We start from the raw sequence: 17,953 nt of genomic DNA on the forward strand, positions 1-17,953 counted from the left end.
CACTCATTGGCGTCAGGATCTCTGAGCTCAAAGACGCGGTGCGCTATCAGAAACTCCTGAAAGGGAAGGCAGCTCCAGAAGTACATTCGGTATCAGGAACTGGGAAACTGTTTTTTGATGGGCGATCCATTAAATCGTTCATAGAGGACTAACCGGTGGATCTGGATCAAAAGCAAGAACCGTGGATCAGCGTCAACGACAAGATGCCGGTCGTCGGTGTGCCTGTTCATTGCCAGCTTAAAGGATGTTGGTCGGGCAAAATTGTTGAGTACGACTTGATCCATGTTCAGGAAGATGATTGTTCGTGGCGAACGGCGGACGACAACTCGGAAGTCAGCTATGACTTCGATGTCATCACCTGGAGACCTATTTAGGTTTGGGAGTCTTGCATTATCCGGCGGTTATTGCCGTGAAAATACGGATGTTCAAACCATGTTTTATAGCAACACCTCCTTGGGGGCGGAATTATGTTTTTTGATAACAAAGTAGAATCTCACTCGCTCGTAATGGGAGCCAGCGGGAAGGGTAAATCGGTCTTGTCCGAACAAGTGCGGAAAAATGCGAGGCTGCGCGGTGATCTGCTGGTGGATACTGAAATGTACCGTGAAGGTCGAGGGTTGAAACCATACGAGCATGAGTACGCTCGTCGCTTAGTTCTGGGGCTAAGTGGACCGTTGCCGCGTGAACTGCGTGGGAAGCCGGTGACGGTTATCTCTGATGTGTCCAGGCCAAAAAAGGTAAAGCGTCAGCCAAAGCAATTTGTTAAGACCGTGAATGGCGTAACCCTTGAACGCCAATTGGTGGCCGATGCAAGAGATCAGTTGGAAATGCAAACAGGCGTCTGGCTCAAACAACCACAGCTCATCGAGCTGATGGAAGAGTCGGGCATAGACGAAACTCTGGCCGATTTTGGTGAGGCTGAAACACAGATCCGAGAAATGCTGGCGGATGCGTTGGCGATGAAACTGGTAGGACGCTCATGGCCCAAGTGTGGAGCCCTCTATAACGCGGCAGAAAAGTCCGACGTTAACTTCTCCTCCGAGCTTGATGCTGCGGCCAAAAAAGCTGGATACATGGTTCGCTAAATGGGATTTGGTGTGGACAAGATAGATCGGCAAAGTTGGCTCGTTAAATTCAGGCGAGCGAAGTGTCAGGACACTTTAGACACGATGAGGGATGCGGCCATTCGCAACTATGAAGGGAATATTCGTGTTATCGCGGATATTGTATTGGCCCATGAGGCGAGAGAGACAGAAATTGAAAAAGGGATGTTTTGTCGAATAGTTAGATAGTCTGATGGGCTATCAGGTGGTGATTATGAAAAAGAGAATACTTCATCTGCCCGTAAAAAAGATTTACTTCGATCAGATCAAATCTGGAGAAAAACCAGATGAATATCGCCTCGTTACAGACTACTGGATAAAAAGACTAGAGGGGCGCGAGTATGATGAAGTCCATGTTAAGTGTGGCTACCCAAAGGCTGGAGATATGTCCAGGATAGAGATTCGCCCTTGGCGTGGCTTCTCAAGGAGTGTTATAACGCACCCGCACTTTGGAGATTGTCCGGTTGAAGTATTCGCTATCCATGTGAATTGAATGGTGTATGACAACTGTGCTTGGTAGGAAAATCAGGTATCAAAAGAAATTGGGTTATTAAAAATTAGGGGCCATCGGCCCCTTAATTGTTTTAGTCTGTGAACATTGAACAATCGAGGTGGGATAGTGCTTGTTCGTAGCTGTCTTTGTTGTTCGTCTTACGTAGTTCCACCAGCTCAACAATCACTGGACTTAAAGCCAGAGATTGAGGCTCCCAGACGCGCTTGCATTTGACCGCCATGTTGGCATTTACGTCTGTAACAACGTAGAGAAACTCAGGCGCTTCTTTCAATGTCCCCAGGCCCTTTGCCATATCCACAGCCTCAGAGTTCTTATAGCTTCGAGTAAAGCTCAGCTCGTCTTGGGGAATGTAGCTGGCAGTCGCCGCAGCCAAACCTGACACCATGCCTTTACCTGCGCTTTTTGCAATGGCCGAGCTGGTAGCTAAAGTTGGCATTACGGCCTGCCCCATTTGGCTGGCGGATGCCGCCGCCAAGCCTGAGGCGATGTTCTTCCCTGCATCTTCGGCAGTGGCTGAGCTGGTGGTGAGCATCGCAGTTAAAATGATTGTTCCAAACATACTTAATTCCTCTATCAATCCATAAAGTCCGACTTTTTGAAGGGCATAGTGCCTTTGCAATCGGGATAGGCGGTGCAGCCCCAGAACTTAGAAGCTCGCTTCTTGCCGGGCGCTTTTCCTTTCCTGAGACGCATCGGGCTACCGCAATCTGGGCAGTCTGGACAATCCTCAGCCGCGATACGCTTCTCGGGTTTCCCTCGGTTGTCTGGGAACGTCTTCTTGCAAGCCTCGTTCTGGCAGCCCCAGAAAAATCCGTTCTTCCCTTTGATCCGGTGCATCTCTCCACCGCAGTTGAAGCATTCGTGTGAAGGCGGCTTAGCGCCCTCGAAGGCTTTAGCCATCGCGCCACCTTCTTTGGTCAGAACCGGTGCGGGCACTTTGAGCTGCTCAACCATTTGGCAGATCCAGGTGGAAATCTGCTTCATGAAGACAGACATATTCCCGGAGCCGGAGGCGACTTTCTCAAGCTCCTGCTCCCAAGCCGCAGTCATGCCGGGTGATTTGATGGCTGGTGGAAGCACTGCGATAAGCGCATGAGCCTTATCAGTTGCAAGCAGTACCTTTTTCTGACGTTTGAAGTAGCCTTTATCAACAGCGCCCTGGATGATGCTTGCGCGTGTTGCTGGAGTGCCTAAACCGGCTGTGTCTTTGAGAATTTGCTTGAACTTCTCCTCAGTCACGAACCGGGCAATGTTCTCCATCGCGGCAAGCAATGTGGCTTCGGTGAAGTGCGGTGCTGGCCGCGTCATTTTGTTTGCCAGCTCGGCACCATTAAGCAAAGCGGGTTCGCCCTGGCTAACCCTGGGGAGCTTCTCTTGTTCAACCGGCGCGTCGGTGTCTTCCCCCTCGTCCTTGGGACTGCTTTCACTATCAGAAGCAAACAAAACCTTCCAGCCTTGTTTGGCAGGTGTCTTACCAGAGGCCGCAAAGAGGTGACGCCCACACTGCACCTCGATGGAGGTTTTGGTGAACTCGAACTCGCTGTAGAACTGCGCGATGTAGAAACGACGGATGGCGTCGTAAAGATTGAACTCGATCTCAGACATGGCACTGATGTCTGTTCTGGCCGGTGTTGGAATGATCGCGTGGTGCGCGGTCACTTTGGCGTCATTGAATACCCTGGCCTTGCGATGAGGATCTGCGCCAGCCACCAGCCCAGAGACGTTCTGATCGGACAAAATGAGCGCCTGGAGAATGTCCGGAATGTCTTCCTTTTGGCTCTCGGGTAGATAACGACTATCAGTACGAGGGTAGGTGGTCGCTTTGTGCGTCTCGTACAGAGCTTGAGCTGCATCCAGTACCTGCTGAGCGGTGTATCCCCATCGTTTGCTTGCGTATTGTTGCAGCGACGTTAGATCGAAGGGGAGGGGGGCTGACTCTTTACCTGGTTTGGTTTCTGCTTTGCTGATAACAGCATTGGCACCATTGACCTGGGAGGCTACCTGCTCGGCATAGGCCTTATTGACGCACCGGCCTTGCTCGTCACTGCACTCTTCTGGTGGTATCCATTGGGCGGCAAACTGTCCATTCTGTACGGACACGTTCACACCCAGAGTCCAGTATGGTGAGGGGGTGAAACCGGCGATCTCTCGGTCCCGTTGACAAACAAGAGCGACGGTTGGGGTGATAACCCTGCCAACGTGAAGAGTGTGGTTGAAGCCGACATCTCGGGCCAGCACTGTGTAGAGGCGGCTCACGTTCATGCCTACCAACCAGTCAGCGCGTTGCCGTGCCAATGCGGCGTAGTAGAGTGAGACCGTATCCTTGCCATCCTTTACGTTGTTCAGCGCTTTCTTGATGCTTGACTCATCGAGAGCCGTCAAACAAACCCGGCGAATAGGGCCAGAGTAGCGGAATCGATCCAGAAGCGAACGGGCGATAGCCTCACCTTCTCGGTCGTAGTCCGTTGAGATGTAGATGGTGCTCGCCTTTTTGACCAGTCCCTCAACAATTTTGTACTGTTTGAACGCACTCTTGCGAACGTTGTACCGCCATGACTCTGGTGCAATAGGGAGGGTCTCCAGTGACCATGACTTGTAGCGTTCGTCATAATCGTCTGGCATATACAATTCCAGCAGGTGGCCGAACGCCCACGTAATAACGCGGTTTCCTCCATCATGGAGAAATCCATCACCTCGTTGGGAGGCCTTCATTACGCCAGCCAAATCTTTGGCCTGAGAAGGCTTCTCGCAGATATAAAGGTCCATTAAGCAGCTCCTCTCATCTTTGATTCCAGATTCGCCAGCTCAGCCCAGCTTTGGGCCAGACCTTTGACTTCGGGGTAGTCTCTGGAGAGGTTTTCGAGGACTCCAGAAATGACATAGGCCGCTTCGCGGGAATTACCCCTCGAACCGGCCTCCTGGAGCATGATTGATAAAGCGTCGAAGAGCTCAGCCTTACGGCTTGGCTCTGTCTGGTTTCTTATTTCAGAGCTTTGCATGGGTTCACCACTGAATAGGGACGCACGGACTCGCGCACAATGCGGCGATCTGCGTCAGTTACAGCCTGGCTGGTGCAAAAGTGCGTCCAGGCATTCAGATAATCTTGATAGGTGTGGGTAGGTGGTATGCAGCCGGTTACAACATCCTTGGGGATGTTTGTAGTCCCCTCGGCTTCCACAAAGCGCCAATCGTGCTCGTCCATACCTTTGCCGCCATCGCAATAGCGTTCCCAGCGTGACAACTCGTACAGCGAGTAGCCTTTGCCTTTATTCATGGACTTGAAGGTATTGATGGCTTCGTTCACATCCCCGTGCTGCTTGATCCCTGCTGGAGTTTTATCTGAACCAGCGGAGTCATCTTTGACCTTGTTCATCGTTGCGCTGACATTACCGTCGCCCAGCACATGGATATAACCAGGTTGACGTAATGCAGCACCACCGCGCCCCATGTTGTCCCATGCCATCGACAGTTCCCGGCTAACTCGGGCAGGTTTGTCATTTTCGGCAGGGGCAGTCTGGGGCTGAGGCTTTTGCTCGGGGGCGTTAGAGGCACACCCGGCCAGAATTGCCACTCCCAGAATTGCTATCAGTTGTCTCATCGTGTCGTTCCTCATCAAAAATTGTCGATGAGCCCATTCTAAAAGGGGGGGGATGGAAAGCTGGTTTCTCAAACTGCCCAAATTGGACAGATAGGCGTGTGTGCGATCTAAAGGTGTTTTGAGAGCATGTAGCGACGAGAAATACGATAGGAATATGGTCAACCTACATGCTGAAAGCCCTTAACAAGTTATTTGGTGGGCGAAGTGGAGTGATCGAGACCGCGCCGAGCGCCAGAGTGTTGCCGCTTAAAGACGTGGAAGATGAAGAAATCCCTCGATACCCACCTTTTGCCAAGGGCCTGCCAGTGGCCCCACTAGACAAGATACTGGCAACCCAAGCTGAACTGATTGAGAAAGTGCGGAACTCTCTCGGTTTCACTGTGGACGACTTCAACCGGCTTGTTTTGCCGGTGATCCAGCGGTATGCCGCGTTTGTTCACCTGTTGCCAGCTTCCGAATCACACCACCACCGTGGCGCTGGTGGTCTGTTCCGACATGGGCTTGAAGTGGCCTTCTGGGCAGCTCAGGCATCTGAGTCAGTTATCTTTTCCATCGAGGGGACGCCTCGGGAACGCCGTGACAATGAGCCGCGTTGGAGACTGGCGAGCTGTTTCTCTGGGCTGCTGCATGATGTGGGTAAACCGCTCTCGGATGTGTCCATTACGGACAAAGACGGGTCAATCACATGGAACCCGTATTCGGAGTCACTTCATGACTGGGCACACCGTCACGAAATCGACCGTTACTTTATCCGGTGGCGCGACAAGCGACACAAAAGACATGAGCAATTCTCGCTGCTGGCGGTGGATCGAATTATTCCGGCTGAGACTCGGGAGTTTCTGTCCAAGTCTGGCCCGTCCATCATGGAAGCGATGCTGGAAGCTATCTCAGGAACCAGCGTCAATCAGCCTGTGACCAAGCTGATGCTTCGCGCTGACCAAGAGAGCGTCTCACGGGACCTTCGCCAGAGTCGTCTCGATGTGGACGAGTTCTCCTATGGTGTGCCCGTCGAGCGTTACGTGTTCGATGCCATCCGCCGCCTGGTTAAAACCGGAAAATGGAAGGTCAATGAGCCAGGCGCGAAAGTCTGGCACCTCAACCAAGGTGTATTCATTGCCTGGAAACAGCTTGGGGACCTTTATGACTTGATCAGCCACGACAAGATCCCCGGTATCCCACGAGACCCTGACACACTGGCCGACATTCTCATCGAACGTGGTTTTGCTGTACCAAACACGGTGCAGGAGAAGGGTGAACGTGCGTACTACCGCTACTGGGAAGTTTTGCCTGAGATGCTCCAGGAGGCGGCGGGTTCGGTGAAGATCTTGATGCTCCGACTCGAATCAAACGACCTGGTGTTTACGACTGAGCCTCCTGCGGCTGTTGCTGCGGAAGTTGTTGGTGATGTTGAGGACGCTGAGATTGAGTTCGTTGATCCTGAGGAAGCCGATGACGGTGACGACCAAGAGGAAGGTGAAGCAGCTCTGAACGATGACATGTTGGCCGCAGAGCAGGAAGCAGAGAAAGCTCTAGCTGGCCTTGGCTTTGGTGATGCGATGGAGATGCTGAAAAGCACCTCCGATGCTGTCGAGGAGAAGCCAGAGCAAAAAGATGCGGGACCAACGGAATCATCTAAGCCTGACGCTGGCAAGAAGGGTAAGCCGCAGAGCAAACCGGGCAAAGCAAAACCGAAGAGTGATACGGAGAAACAACCCCATAAACCAGAGGCAAAAGAGGATCTGTCCCCTCAGGACATTGCCAAAAACGCACCACCTTTGGCAAACGACAATCCGTTACAAGCACTCAAGGATGTTGGGGGTGGACTGGGGGACATCGACTTCCCGTTTGACGCATTCAACGCATCGGCAGAGACAACCAGCACTGACGCAACAAACTCAGAAATCCCAGATGTGGCAATGCCCGGAAAGCAAGAGGAGCAGCCAAAACAGGACTTCGTTCCACAAGAACAAAACTCCCTGCAGGGCGATGACTTTCCAATGTTCGGTGGTTCTGATGAACCGCCATCATGGGCGATTGAGCCGCTCCCTATGCTGACTGACGCACCAGAACAACCAACGCACACGCCAGAAATGCCGCATACGGACAACGTTAATCAGCATGAGAAGGACGCAAAGACCTTGCTCGTTGAGATGTTGTCTGGATACGGGGAAGCATCGGCGTTGCTTGAACAAGCGATCATGCCTGTTTTGGAAGGTAAAACGACGCTGGGCGAAGTCCTATGCCTGATGAAGGGGCAAGCCGTCATTTTGTACCCGGATGGCGCTCGGTCGCTGGGTGCGCCGTCAGAGGTTCTCTCGAAGCTGTCCCACGCCAACGCGATTGTTCCGGACCCGATTATGCCAGGTCGCAAAGTTCGTGATTTCAGCGGAGTGAAGGCAATTGTACTGGCGGAGCAGCTTTCAGATGCAGTCGTGGCGGCCATTAAGGATGCCGAGGCGTCAATGGGTGGATACCAGGATGCCTTTGAGCTCGTCTCTCCCCCTGGCTTGGATGCAAGCAAAAATAAGTCTGCACCGAAACAACAAAGCCGAAAAAAGGCGCAGCAGCAGAAGCCTGAGGTTAATGCCGGTAAAGCCTCGCCTGAACAAAAGGCGAAAGGTAAGGACTCCCAGCCACAGCCGAAGGAGAAGAAGGTCGATGTTACTTCTCCGGTTGAAGAGCAACAGCGCAAGCCGGTCCAAGAAAAACAGAACGTGGCTCGCCTTCCTAAGCGGGAGGCTCAACCGGTGGCTCCTGAGCCCAAAGTTGAGCGTGAGAAGGAATTGGGACACGTCGAGGTGCGAGAAAGGGAAGATCCAGAGGTTAGGGAGTTTGAGCCGCCTAAGGCGAAAACAAACCCGAAAGACATCAACGCGGAAGATTTCTTGCCGTCTGGTGTTACGCCTCAGAAAGCACTCCAGATGCTCAAGGACATGATCCAAAAACGCTCGGGCCGATGGCTCGTGACACCTGTCCTGGAAGAGGATGGCTGCTTAGTAACCAGTGACAAAGCCTTCGACATGATTGCCGGTGAAAACATCGGCATCAGCAAACACATCCTCTGCGGGATGCTGAGCCGGGCACAGAGACGCCCTTTGCTCAAGAAACGTCAGGGAAAATTGTATTTAGAGGTAAATGAAACATGACAATGAGTTATGACCCGCTCGCCTACGAGATGCCGTGGCGGCCCAACTATGAAAAAAATGCTGTAGCAGGCTGGCTTGCCGCCTCCGGCGCGGCTTTGGCCGTAGAGCAAGTCAGCACGATGCCGCCGGAGCCATTCTATTGGATGACGGGGATCTGTGGCGTGATGGCGATGGCTCGTTTGCCCAAGGCTATCAAACTTCACCTGCTCCAAAAGCATTTGAAGGGGCGTGATCTGGAGTTTATTTCCATTGCGGAGCTCCAAAAGTACATCAAGGACACGCCGGACGATATGTGGCTTGGTAGTGGGTTCCTGTGGGAAAACCGCCATGCCCAGCGCGTGTTTGAGATCCTGAAACGCGACTGGACTTCCATCGTAGGGAGAGAGTCCACGGTCAAAAAGGTTGTCCGGAAGATACAGGGTAAGAAAAAGGAGCTGCCAATCGGCCAGCCCTGGATTCACGGGGTAGAGCCCAAAGAAGAGAAGCTGATGCAGCCACTCAAGCACACTGAGGGGCATTCGCTGATCGTTGGGACCACCGGCTCGGGCAAGACCCGTATGTTCGACATCCTGATTTCACAGGCCATTCTGCGTGGGGAAGCCGTGATCATCATAGACCCGAAAGGGGATAAGGAGATGCGGGACAATGCCCGACGTGCCTGTGAAGCTATGGGGCAGCCGGAAAGATTCGTCTCATTTCATCCAGCATTCCCGGAAGAGTCGGTGCGTATCGACCCTCTGCGTAACTTCACCCGCGTGACTGAAATCGCAAGTCGTTTGGCAGCGTTGATCCCGTCCGAAGCAGGGGCCGACCCGTTCAAATCATTTGGATGGCAGGCACTGAACAACATCGCTCAGGGCTTGGTCATCACTCATGATCGTCCCAACCTGACAAAGCTCCGCCGATTCCTTGAAGGTGGCGCTGCTGGCTTGGTCATCAAGGCCGTTCAGGCTTACTCAGAGCGAGTTATGCCCGACTGGGAGGCAGAAGCAGCGGCTTACTTGGAAAAAGCCAAAAACGGTTCGCGTGAGAAGATCGCTTTCGCGTTGATGAAGTTCTACTACGACATCATCCAACCTGAGCACCCGAACTCTGACCTGGAAGGCTTGCTGTCGATGTTCCAGCACGACCAAACCCACTTCTCCAAGATGGTGGCGAACCTCCTGCCGATCATGAATATGCTGACGTCCGGGGAGCTAGGCCCTCTGCTGTCTCCAGACTCATCTGATCTGAGCGACGAACGCCAGATCACCGATTCCGCAAAAATCATCAACAACGCTCAAGTTGCTTATCTGGGGCTCGACTCCCTGACCGACAACATGGTTGGTAGTGCTATGGGGTCCATCTTCCTGTCAGACCTGACAGCGGTTGCCGGTGACAGATACAACTACGGCGTCAACAACAGACCCGTAAATATCTTTGTTGATGAGGCTGCCGAGGTGATCAACGACCCGTTCATCCAGCTCCTGAACAAAGGTCGCGGTGCGAAACTTCGTCTTTTCGTTGCAACTCAGACTTTTGCTGACTTCGCAGCTCGACTGGGTAGCAAAGACAAAGCGCTCCAGGTGTTGGGGAACATCAACAACACGTTTGCTCTGCGTATCGTCGATGGTGAAACCCAGGAGTATATCGCGGATAACCTGCCGAAGACCCGGCTCAAGTACGTCATGCGGACTCAAGGCCAGAACTCGGATGGCAAGGAGCCCATTATGCACGGAGGCAACCAAGGCGAGCGTTTGATGGAGGAGGAAGCTGATCTGTTCCCAGCCCAGTTATTGGGAATGCTTCCGAACCTGGAATACATAGCCAAAATTTCAGGCGGAACAATCGTAAAAGGCCGTCTGCCCATATTGACCCAGTAAGAGCAGAGCTATGTGTGACAAGAAGTATAGAGATTACGAGGTAGCCATCATGGTCGATGTGAACCCTTTCGACAGGGTTATGAATGAATTGAAAAGTCGTGGCCGCAAGAACGCTCACATCCTGAGCATCCTCCAATTCGACTGGCCTGCATCGGAGGCCATCATCGAGAAGCTGAGCTGCTACATCACAGACGGGATTAAGGCTAATCAGGAGCCTGTGATTTACCCGATCATTGAAGAAGCTCTGCATCGCTACAGCCAGCTCGTGTTTCATGAGCAGAGAGAGAAATATGAAGACCCGGCCAGAATTGGGGCATTTCTGGAAACCCTGATCACCGAAACCTGCCGGGCGTTGGAAGTGCAAATTGTCGATAGTGGCGGTGATTCATGGTCTGTCGATTCAGGAGAGTCGTTCTCACTGTGGCTTTCTTCCCATCCAGGAGAACTATCCATTAACCCGCAGCCCCATGAGGATGAGACCTCTTTGCGTGGCTTGCTGTATGAGCTCATCACCTGTGAGAGCGTGAAAACTGTTTTAAGGAGAACCGACTATGAAGAAGCCGTGGTTGCTGGTCGCATGGCTGCTGGTTATTGAGTTGCTGGCAATATTGCTGCTGATCCCTGGCGACTGGACAGACAGAGCCATCAAAAGGGAATCCGTGCTGGTGGAACAGAGTCTTGGTGTCGAAGCAAGAGACTGGATACAGAACAAAGCATCTACCTGGTTCAGGTCGAGCGTTATTGATTCAGGCTTCTATGAGGGGATGTACCAAACGCTGATCCCATCAGAAGAGGAGCGCCAGAAGTCCAAGGGGATGCAGGATATGGGCAAGGGCTGGTTTGTGTGGGTCAAAGGCCGCATGGAAGCCTTTGTCAACGTCATTTACCAGTTCTACACACGGTTGGCGCTGTTAGCCGCGTGGGCTCCCTATATGCTGATCCTGTTCGTACCTGCGGTATATGACGGGATGATGACATGGCGAATTAAGCGGACCAACTTCGATTATGCGAGTCCGGTTCTCCATCGTTATAGCGTTCGCGGAACGATGTACCTGATGGCCGGATTGTTCATCGCGTTCTTCATCCCCATAGCGCTCGATCCGGTTGTCATCCCGATGACAATGATGACGTGCTGTGTCCTGGTTGGCCTGACGTTCGGCAACCTCCAGAAACGGGTATAGGGAGGGAGGATGAGCTACTCCGTTATAAATCAAGATGGGGTGCATCTGTGCGACATCCCATTGAACGTCTACCAGGTGATACGTCGCCAATCCTTGTCTGCGTTGTGGCTTTACTGGGCGCAGAGCTTGAATTTGGTGAAGGTGCTCATTGCTTGCGTCGGAAAGATGATCTTTGTGATGCCGGTAATGTGGTTCTGGGTGCTGGTGGTGTGCCGCTTGGTTGAACCAGAACGTATCTCAGACGTGCCAGGACTTATCTCTCCGGACGTGATCGGGTGGGCCGCTGGTGCGGCCATCACCCTCATTATCTATTCCGTTTTTACACGCCCAGCTTTGTACGGATACCACAACTTTTTCAAGCAGCATATTTGCTCAAGAGTAAAGCAAGTAACGCCGGAACTCAGAACAGTCACTGGGCCACTGTTCTTTTACCGAAACGAAATTGGAACGATATAGAGAGGAACCATGAAAGTAACCAATAAACTCAAACTGCTGGCACTGGGGCTGTGTATGGCCGGTACTGCCATCGCGGCTCCTGATGTGCTCAATGACGACGCAAAGCTCAAGAACCTTGAGAAGGTGTGTCCCGACTGTAAGATGGTGGCAAAAGATGTACTCAATCTGCGGGTTGAAAACTGCCAGCTCAAAGACACTTCCAGTGCAATGATGATTGGCACCATGCAAAATGACCCTATGTTTTCGTTTATGCTGGCAGTACACACAGCGGCAGGCTCGGAGGCATACAAAACGGTAGTTGGTGCCGCTGGCAACCATGTTGACTGTGAAAACCCGTTGAACTGGATCAAGCTGACCCAGCAAGCGATTAAAGGAGGCAAAGTCTAATGCGTAAGAGAGATTTCTTTTTTGGAGAGGTGTATGAGGGGGGTGCAGGAGCCACTCTACGACTGAGTGATATGGAACCATTGGCAAGAAAAGTGTCGGCAGAGTTCTTCACTGCACAACTGAACCGTATGCTGAAAGAGCATGACGGTCAGTTGACGCTCAGCGATGGAACGTCGTACCCCAGCTTTTGGAGCTTCATCGACAAGGTTGTTCCAGAGCAGGTTGGTTTCGTGGAGATCTACGCTCGGCAGGATGTTAACGATAATGTTGAAGCGACACTGGCGTGTGACATCGTTTTGGTAAATGGTGTGATCACCGTTAAACCTCACTGGTGTGCTTACAAAGACATCAGGGCTGACGAAGTGATTTCCACCTTACTGGTGCCTTTGCATTTGAAGGCTCTCCAGGGTAAGGCTTACATTCGCTGGGATGATGGTGAAACCGAACCTCTGTTACAAAACGACGACTATCAGGCTGAACTTGAAAATGTGTTTAGTGTTTCCAAGTACCCATCAGCCATGAGCTGGGGCGATACAGCAGACCAGAAGGTTAAGCAGTACAAGATGGACCTTGAGTGCGCCACAGATGTTGGTTGTCGAGGTGTCTCATCAGAGCAAGCATGGGATGCTTATCGAGAACTCCGTTACAATAGAACAGTGTGAAACAAGCGGCCATTGGCCGCTTTGAACTTTCACATGTGAAAGTTTTTCGCCTCCCGCTCTTATCATCTCCTCGAATAAACCTCCATAAAGTGCCCAAAATGGGCCGTAACAGCACTGTTCCTAGATTGATCAATTAAGAGACGATTACTCCGTGATGACGACAAGTTATTTGGAGGGTCTATGTCCGCACAAGCTCACGTCAGAGAAAGCGAAAGCTCATCTGGTTCATTCATCTCCTGGCAGTTCCTTGTCTGGCAGGTGATGTTCGTTATAGGTGTTGTTGCAGGGATGAACCTGGAACACGCATTCAATTTTCTAGGTTAATGGGAGGAAGTGTGAACCTTAATAAACAATTTTTCTGGTTTTTGATGAACGCGGTGCTGATGTGCATCTTCATCGTTCCAGTGGCCGTCGCGTTTTGGCTGTCTGCTTTTGCGGCAGGTTTTGACTGGAGTCAGTGGGTTAAGTTGGCTGCTGATACGGCCAACAGAGCTGCAAGTGACCCGGCCAAGGCTCTGGGCACGGTTCAGACCTACTGGGGCATTCTCAGCTTCTTCCTGCTGGCGGCGTACAGTCTGATGTTCAAGTTTAAAGCCAATGCTAACAAGGAAGTGAAAACTCTGGGGGTGGCCCGACCAGCCAATGAAGTTAGCGTTGCGGCTTCGGAAAAACATTCGGAAGCGGTTCCTCAAAATCAATAACCGATCCAGTAAACGCAAAAAAGGCGGCTTAGGCCGCCTTTTTTTATTTGTCGCTGGAAGTGCCCGAAAAGGGCGCGAAGCCGTGGCAGAAAATCAGTGACCCTGAATGAGAATACAGGCCACTAGGAAAAGAAGAGGGTTGCTATGAAGCCTGTAAAGATACCGCGCCGGGTCGATGAGCCCCCGCATCTGCTGTTGTGGAGCGCAGATGAGTTGGCCCCGATGCTTTTGGGGCTAACGATAGGGGTCATCATCGGTAAGGCCCTGATCTGCTTTCTGGGGGGGTTACTTGTAACCAACCTTTATCGCCGATTCAGGGATAACCATCCGGATGGATACCTGCTCCACATGATCTACTGGGCCGGGTTCATCATGACCAAGGCCAAATCTCTCAAGAATCCGTTTGTCCGGAGGTATTTGCCTTGAACCTGAAAAAGTATCTCAAGACCTGGGAAGGGACCCAAACAGAAAATAAGTGGGGACGAATCTTCCAGGGTGGTCTTATTGCTATCGTTTTCCTGCTGGTGGTCCAAGTATTCAGCAAGGAAACCATCGTCACTATCCAGCCTTTCACGCTCACGGAAGAAGCCTGGGTGACGAAAAATAACGCCTCTCAGTCCTATAAAGAGGCTTGGGGTTTCGCTTTTGCTCAGCTCCTTGGCAATGTGACGCCAGGAACCGTTGACTTTGTGAAAGAACGGATCACCCCGCTTCTCTCCCCGAGCATCTATCAGGACGTGATTGATGCCATCGAAATTCAAGCTCAACAGATCAAGAACGACCGCGTAACCATGCGGTTTGAGCCGCGTTTTGTTGAGTACGAGCCCAAGAGCGACAAGGTGTTTGTCTACGGATATTCCTACGTCAAAGGGGCTTCTTCTAACGAAGAGCGTAGCGAACGCTCCTACGAGTTCGCCATCAAGATTTCAAACTACGCGCCCGTGCTGGACTACATCGACACCTATGTAGGAAAGCCACGCACCAAAACTGTTTTGGAGCAACTCCAGCGCAAAGAAGAAAACCGGAGAAAGCATGAAGAACAACGCTAAACTTTCGCTCCTGGCGCTGTCCTTGGCGCTTGGAACTTCAATGGCCTATGCCTCGGATGACATTCCTGTTGTCCCGGCCAGTGTTATGAAAAAGGATGTTCCTGCCCCTGTGACGTCAGGACAAAGCTCCCATGAGGTTGTGGGCAGCATGAATGAAAACCCCTTACTGACGATGAAGCCGGGGGTTAACCAGATCATCCCGATAGCCGTTGGTCATCCGAACCGAATCGTCACGCCTTTCAGCAATCCTGAGATCGTTTCAACATCTCTGACCGGGGCGACGGATAACGGCCAGTGTGGTGAGGTCTGCATCAAAGAGAATGTGGTCTATGTCGCCACGGATAAGCAGTATCCGGTGACTATGTTCATTACTGAAAAAGGCTCGGAAGCCCAAGCTCTCAGCCTGACGATGGTTCCCCGTCGTATTCCGCCCAGAGAAGTCTTTCTCAAGCTCGATGGTGGTGTAGGTATCACTGGTGCTTTTGCCAATACCAAGGCTGAGACCTGGGAACAGAGCCAGCCTTATGTCGAAACCATCCGGTCAGTATTCCGAAAGATTGCTCTTGGTGAAGTCCCTCAAGGTTACACGTTGAACCGCATCCCTGCTGGTGCTGCGGTGCCGAGCTGCGCTCATCCTGGGGTAAAGGTGGATTTTAGCAAGGGGCAATACATGATGGGCCACCACCTTAACGTGTTCATCGGTGTCGCCCTGAACGTCTCTGATCAGCCTATTGAGTTCAAAGAGGCGTTGTGTGGGAGCTGGGATGTGGCTGCGGTGACTACGTGGCCGCTTAACGTGCTTGAGCCCGGCCAGAAGACGGAGATCTATGTGGCGAAGAAGCAGAAGCGTGGTCTCGCACCAACGTCTAAGCGTCCATCGCTGCTGGGAGGTGCCCAATGATTAAGCGATTTTGGACACAGTTAGACCCCAACAAGAAGCGTTGGGTGTCTATCGCTGGCGGCGTCTTCGTTCTTTTTGCGGTCGTGACAATGTTCTCTGGTGAACCCAAGAAAGAAGAGAAGCGCGGTCGCCAAGAAACCATCAAGCACGTTCTCACAGACAAAAACACCCGTGAGATCGGGATAGATTCGTTGTCTGCCGATGTGAAGATGGTGTCTCGTGAAAACTCCGACCTGAAAAAGGAGCTGGAACGAGTCAAGAAAGAGCTGGAGGAAACCAAAACCACTGCCGGGAAATCCAGTGATGTTGGCCGTGAGATGACCCGCCTTCGTCAAGATTTGGACCGCCTGACCCAGAAGAACATGGAATTGGCTAAGAAAGTCGAAACCGGCGCTGCTGGTGGAAAAACATCCTCTTCATCAGAGGATGCCAGAGCCGATGTTAATGGTGCATCTGGTGGTGATGGTCAGTTCATGGAGAAAAAGCTCGACTACAAAGATCCAGCATCCTTTTTTCGGGACGCACCGCTTCCTGACTCGAAGGGTGGGGCTCCTGCAACTGGCAAGGGAGACGGTCGTGATGCAACTAAACCAGGCATCCAAATAGTGAGCTACTCGCAGAAAGCGCCAGAAGTTGAAGAGAAGGACAACAAGGATGATGAGTCTATCTACCTACCTTCTGGCTCCATCCTGACAGGGGTGCTCATCAACGGTATGGACGCACCAACATCTCAAGGTGCTCGTCGAGATCCGTTCCCTTCGACCCTCAGGATTCAGAAAGAGGCTATTTTGCCTAACCGCTTCCGTGCGGATGTTCGTGAGTGCTTCCTGATTGTTTCAGGCTATGGAGATCTCAGTTCAGAGCGAGCGTACCTGCGTGGCGAGACCTTCTCGTGCGTTCGGGATGATGGGGGGGTCATAGAAGCGAAGCTGGATTCCTATGCAGTGGGTGAAGACGGTAAGGCCGGTGTCCGTGGTCGCGTCGTATCGAAGCAGGGGCAAATCATCGCCAAGAGCTTGATGGCAGGCTTCCTTGGTGGCGTTTCCGAAGCCTTTGACGTCAATCCTGTGCCGGTCGTCAGCACTAACCCTGGCTCAAATACCCAGTACCAGTCTGTGTTCTCCGACCAGATGTTGCAGGGAGCAGCAGTGAAGGGGGCCAGTAAGGCGCTAGATCGCATCGCTCAGTTCTATATCGACATGGCCGAAGGCATCTTCCCCGTTATCGAGGTCGATGCTGGCCGTCAGGTAGACATCATCGTGACCAAAGGAACCAAGCTACAAATTCGTTCCACCGGGGGAACCAAGAAATGAAAAATTTGAACATTTTGACCAGAAAGGGCAGTTCCAGAGGCGAGGCTCAAAAGGAACAGGCAGTAAGATCCGCAAAGATGTTGGGGGTGGGTGCAGCGCTACTTATTTTGTCGGGCTGTTCGACGTTCAACATCGGCAAGGATGAGTATAGCTGTCCGGGAATGCCGAATGGTGTTCAGTGTATGTCAGCGCGAGACGTTTACGCCGCAACCAATGACGGAAATGTCCCGCGCCCAATGAAACCAGAGGAAGTCGAGGCCAAAGCGGAAGCGGATGGCGAAGGTTCCTCAAACGTTTCAGCGAACTCATCTAGCTCCGGAGACCCGGTGATTGACAACTATGTCGCACCGCGTCTTCCGGATCGCCCGATTCCAATTCGTACACCAGCACAGGTTATGCGGATTTGGGTAGCTCCCTGGGAGGACACCAATGGTGATCTCATCGTGACAGGGTATGTCTATACCGAAATCGAACCGCGCAGGTGGGTGATTGGGGATGGCACACCGCAAAGTGAGCCAGTTTTGAGACCGCTGCAAACGGTACAACACGAACCGAAGTCTGAAACAACCAAATAGGAGATGTTCTTGATGAACGCAAATCAGTTGGCGAATGCCTCAAGTAAAAACAACGCACTCTTCCTCTTCCTGGGGTTGATGGTGGTAGCCTTCCTGCTCGTGCCGGATCAGGCCCACGCTGGTACTGGTGGTACAGCGTTTGACGACGTATGGGTAACTCTCAAGGATTGGACCCAAGGTACTTTGGGTCGAATCGTTGCGGGTGCGATGATCCTGGTCGGTGTTGTTGGTGGTATCGCTCGCCAGAGCCTCATGGCTTTCGCTATGGGTATCGGTGGCGGTATGGGCCTGTACAACTCCCCGACCGTAGTGGAATCCATCATGTCTGCTACTCTGGAACATGCAGAGAAGGTCATCCCGGCTGTTGTGCAACTCAGCAATGGCCTGGGGGTGTAAAAGACACCTTGCCGTTAATCAACGGGTGATAGGGGCAGCCTAAAAGCTGCCCTTATTTTTTGGCAAAAAGTCCAGTCATAACAAATTCCAACTATTTCCTTATTTGCTC

At 52.2% G+C, this 17,953-nt stretch carries 22 protein-coding genes; 18 read left to right on the plus strand and 4 right to left on the minus strand.

Annotated features, from left to right (window positions below):
- The first annotated feature begins 155 nt into the window (after nt 1-155).
- From MZ182_RS20785 to MZ182_RS20795, 3 genes are all read left to right on the plus strand, one after another.
- Nucleotides 156-374, plus strand: coding sequence for a hypothetical protein (locus MZ182_RS20785; RefSeq protein WP_000362482.1), 219 nt, complete (start codon nt 156-158; stop codon nt 372-374).
- 93 nt (nt 375-467) lie between these two features.
- Complete coding sequence (locus MZ182_RS20790; protein WP_000464631.1) at nt 468-1,085, plus strand: hypothetical protein; 618 nt, start codon at nt 468-470, stop codon at nt 1,083-1,085.
- A gap of 232 nt (nt 1,086-1,317) precedes the next feature.
- Nucleotides 1,318-1,596, plus strand: a complete 279-nt coding sequence (locus tag MZ182_RS20795; RefSeq protein ID WP_014386427.1) for a hypothetical protein — start codon at nt 1,318-1,320, stop codon at nt 1,594-1,596.
- Between the two features lie 91 nt (nt 1,597-1,687).
- Here the strand turns inward: MZ182_RS20795 and MZ182_RS20800 are convergent, their stop codons facing one another.
- Genes MZ182_RS20800 through MZ182_RS20815 form a run of 4 tightly spaced genes read right to left on the minus strand, consistent with a single transcriptional unit; the run spans nt 1,688 to nt 5,215 of the window.
- Nucleotides 1,688-2,176: a hypothetical protein gene (locus tag MZ182_RS20800; RefSeq protein WP_000468105.1), complete on the minus strand. Its 489-nt coding sequence runs from the start codon at nt 2,174-2,176 to the stop codon at nt 1,688-1,690.
- Between the two features lie 14 nt (nt 2,177-2,190).
- On the minus strand, nt 2,191-4,383 hold the full coding sequence (locus MZ182_RS20805) for a DNA topoisomerase 3 (RefSeq protein ID WP_000366822.1): 2,193 nt from the start codon (nt 4,381-4,383) through the stop codon (nt 2,191-2,193).
- Nucleotides 4,383-4,616 (minus strand): hypothetical protein, encoded by a 234-nt coding sequence (locus tag MZ182_RS20810; RefSeq protein WP_001191892.1) that lies wholly within the window; start codon nt 4,614-4,616, stop codon nt 4,383-4,385. Before MZ182_RS20810 ends, MZ182_RS20805 begins: the two co-directional genes overlap by 1 nt.
- Nucleotides 4,598-5,215, minus strand: coding sequence for a hypothetical protein (locus tag MZ182_RS20815; protein ID WP_001249396.1), 618 nt, complete (start codon nt 5,213-5,215; stop codon nt 4,598-4,600). The genes MZ182_RS20810 and MZ182_RS20815 overlap by 19 nt, the downstream gene beginning before the upstream one ends.
- Before the next feature lie 167 nt (nt 5,216-5,382).
- On the opposite strand from MZ182_RS20815, the gene mobH reads away from it, so the two are divergent.
- The 15 genes from mobH to traA all read left to right on the plus strand — a co-directional run bounded on the left by mobH (nt 5,383) and on the right by traA (nt 17,844).
- The gene (gene mobH / locus MZ182_RS20820; protein WP_001337757.1) at nt 5,383-8,361 is read left to right on the plus strand and encodes a MobH family relaxase; all 2,979 of its coding nucleotides are present in this window, start codon (nt 5,383-5,385) and stop codon (nt 8,359-8,361) included.
- The gene (traD, locus tag MZ182_RS20825) at nt 8,358-10,223 is read left to right on the plus strand and encodes a conjugative transfer system coupling protein TraD (RefSeq protein ID WP_000178856.1); all 1,866 of its coding nucleotides are present in this window, start codon (nt 8,358-8,360) and stop codon (nt 10,221-10,223) included. The genes mobH and traD overlap by 4 nt, the downstream gene beginning before the upstream one ends.
- A gap of 49 nt (nt 10,224-10,272) precedes the next feature.
- Nucleotides 10,273-10,818: a hypothetical protein gene (locus MZ182_RS20830; protein WP_000228720.1), complete on the plus strand. Its 546-nt coding sequence runs from the start codon at nt 10,273-10,275 to the stop codon at nt 10,816-10,818.
- Nucleotides 10,775-11,404 (plus strand): DUF4400 domain-containing protein, encoded by a 630-nt coding sequence (locus tag MZ182_RS20835; protein WP_000743450.1) that lies wholly within the window; start codon nt 10,775-10,777, stop codon nt 11,402-11,404. The genes MZ182_RS20830 and MZ182_RS20835 overlap by 44 nt, the downstream gene beginning before the upstream one ends.
- 9 nt (nt 11,405-11,413) lie before the next feature.
- Complete coding sequence (locus tag MZ182_RS20840) at nt 11,414-11,860, plus strand: hypothetical protein (protein WP_000122506.1); 447 nt, start codon at nt 11,414-11,416, stop codon at nt 11,858-11,860.
- A gap of 9 nt (nt 11,861-11,869) precedes the next feature.
- The gene (locus tag MZ182_RS20845; RefSeq protein ID WP_000869261.1) at nt 11,870-12,247 is read left to right on the plus strand and encodes a hypothetical protein; all 378 of its coding nucleotides are present in this window, start codon (nt 11,870-11,872) and stop codon (nt 12,245-12,247) included.
- A complete protein-coding gene (locus MZ182_RS20850) occupies nt 12,247-12,909 on the plus strand; it encodes a hypothetical protein (protein ID WP_001231463.1) in 663 nt (220 codons plus the stop codon). Before MZ182_RS20845 ends, MZ182_RS20850 begins: the two co-directional genes overlap by 1 nt.
- A 180-nt stretch (nt 12,910-13,089) precedes the next feature.
- Nucleotides 13,090-13,233 carry a hypothetical protein gene (locus MZ182_RS20855; protein ID WP_001275801.1) on the plus strand — a complete coding sequence of 48 codons (144 nt, stop codon included), beginning with the start codon at nt 13,090-13,092 and terminating at the stop codon, nt 13,231-13,233.
- Nucleotides 13,234-13,244: 11 nt separating this feature from the next.
- Nucleotides 13,245-13,610, plus strand: coding sequence for a hypothetical protein (locus MZ182_RS20860; RefSeq protein ID WP_001052531.1), 366 nt, complete (start codon nt 13,245-13,247; stop codon nt 13,608-13,610).
- Nucleotides 13,611-13,754: 144 nt separating this feature from the next.
- On the plus strand, nt 13,755-14,036 hold the full coding sequence (gene traL / locus MZ182_RS20865; protein ID WP_000805625.1) for a type IV conjugative transfer system protein TraL: 282 nt from the start codon (nt 13,755-13,757) through the stop codon (nt 14,034-14,036).
- Complete coding sequence (locus tag MZ182_RS20870; RefSeq protein ID WP_001049716.1) at nt 14,033-14,659, plus strand: TraE/TraK family type IV conjugative transfer system protein; 627 nt, start codon at nt 14,033-14,035, stop codon at nt 14,657-14,659. Before traL ends, MZ182_RS20870 begins: the two co-directional genes overlap by 4 nt.
- The gene (locus tag MZ182_RS20875; protein ID WP_000794249.1) at nt 14,643-15,560 is read left to right on the plus strand and encodes a type-F conjugative transfer system secretin TraK; all 918 of its coding nucleotides are present in this window, start codon (nt 14,643-14,645) and stop codon (nt 15,558-15,560) included. The genes MZ182_RS20870 and MZ182_RS20875 overlap by 17 nt, the downstream gene beginning before the upstream one ends.
- Nucleotides 15,560-16,873, plus strand: coding sequence for a TraB/VirB10 family protein (locus MZ182_RS20880; RefSeq protein WP_024131605.1), 1,314 nt, complete (start codon nt 15,560-15,562; stop codon nt 16,871-16,873). The genes MZ182_RS20875 and MZ182_RS20880 overlap by 1 nt, the downstream gene beginning before the upstream one ends.
- A complete protein-coding gene (gene traV / locus MZ182_RS20885; protein WP_000793435.1) occupies nt 16,870-17,448 on the plus strand; it encodes a type IV conjugative transfer system lipoprotein TraV in 579 nt (192 codons plus the stop codon). The genes MZ182_RS20880 and traV overlap by 4 nt, the downstream gene beginning before the upstream one ends.
- 78 nt (nt 17,449-17,526) lie before the next feature.
- Complete coding sequence (gene traA / locus MZ182_RS20890) at nt 17,527-17,844, plus strand: TraA family conjugative transfer protein (RefSeq protein WP_064754699.1); 318 nt, start codon at nt 17,527-17,529, stop codon at nt 17,842-17,844.
- The last annotated feature ends 109 nt before the right edge of the window (nt 17,845-17,953 follow it).

This window comes from Shewanella sp. JNE2 (assembly GCF_023159115.1).
Taxonomy (GTDB): domain Bacteria; phylum Pseudomonadota; class Gammaproteobacteria; order Enterobacterales; family Shewanellaceae; genus Shewanella; species Shewanella putrefaciens.

Excerpts from the sequence above, each read along its gene's own strand:
- MZ182_RS20850 (WP_001231463.1), top strand. The coding sequence starts at position 12,247 with ATGCGTAAGAGAGATTTCTTTTTTGGAGAGGTGTATGAGGGGGGTGCA.
- MZ182_RS20835 (WP_000743450.1), top strand. The coding sequence starts at position 10,775 with ATGAAGAAGCCGTGGTTGCTGGTCGCATGGCTGCTGGTTATTGAGTTG.
- traL (WP_000805625.1), top strand. The coding sequence starts at position 13,755 with ATGAAGCCTGTAAAGATACCGCGCCGGGTCGATGAGCCCCCGCATCTG.
- MZ182_RS20790 (WP_000464631.1), top strand. The coding sequence starts at position 468 with ATGTTTTTTGATAACAAAGTAGAATCTCACTCGCTCGTAATGGGAGCC.
- MZ182_RS20845 (WP_000869261.1), top strand. The coding sequence starts at position 11,870 with ATGAAAGTAACCAATAAACTCAAACTGCTGGCACTGGGGCTGTGTATG.
- MZ182_RS20795 (WP_014386427.1), top strand. The coding sequence starts at position 1,318 with ATGAAAAAGAGAATACTTCATCTGCCCGTAAAAAAGATTTACTTCGAT.
- MZ182_RS20815 (WP_001249396.1), bottom strand. The coding sequence starts at position 5,215 with ATGAGACAACTGATAGCAATTCTGGGAGTGGCAATTCTGGCCGGGTGT.
- traV (WP_000793435.1), top strand. The coding sequence starts at position 16,870 with ATGAAAAATTTGAACATTTTGACCAGAAAGGGCAGTTCCAGAGGCGAG.
- MZ182_RS20840 (WP_000122506.1), top strand. The coding sequence starts at position 11,414 with ATGAGCTACTCCGTTATAAATCAAGATGGGGTGCATCTGTGCGACATC.
- traA (WP_064754699.1), top strand. The coding sequence starts at position 17,527 with ATGGTGGTAGCCTTCCTGCTCGTGCCGGATCAGGCCCACGCTGGTACT.
- MZ182_RS20800 (WP_000468105.1), bottom strand. The coding sequence starts at position 2,176 with ATGTTTGGAACAATCATTTTAACTGCGATGCTCACCACCAGCTCAGCC.
- MZ182_RS20855 (WP_001275801.1), top strand. The coding sequence starts at position 13,090 with ATGTCCGCACAAGCTCACGTCAGAGAAAGCGAAAGCTCATCTGGTTCA.
- MZ182_RS20875 (WP_000794249.1), top strand. The coding sequence starts at position 14,643 with ATGAAGAACAACGCTAAACTTTCGCTCCTGGCGCTGTCCTTGGCGCTT.
- mobH (WP_001337757.1), top strand. The coding sequence starts at position 5,383 with ATGCTGAAAGCCCTTAACAAGTTATTTGGTGGGCGAAGTGGAGTGATC.
- MZ182_RS20805 (WP_000366822.1), bottom strand. The coding sequence starts at position 4,383 with ATGGACCTTTATATCTGCGAGAAGCCTTCTCAGGCCAAAGATTTGGCT.
- MZ182_RS20810 (WP_001191892.1), bottom strand. The coding sequence starts at position 4,616 with ATGCAAAGCTCTGAAATAAGAAACCAGACAGAGCCAAGCCGTAAGGCT.
- traD (WP_000178856.1), top strand. The coding sequence starts at position 8,358 with ATGACAATGAGTTATGACCCGCTCGCCTACGAGATGCCGTGGCGGCCC.
- MZ182_RS20830 (WP_000228720.1), top strand. The coding sequence starts at position 10,273 with ATGGTCGATGTGAACCCTTTCGACAGGGTTATGAATGAATTGAAAAGT.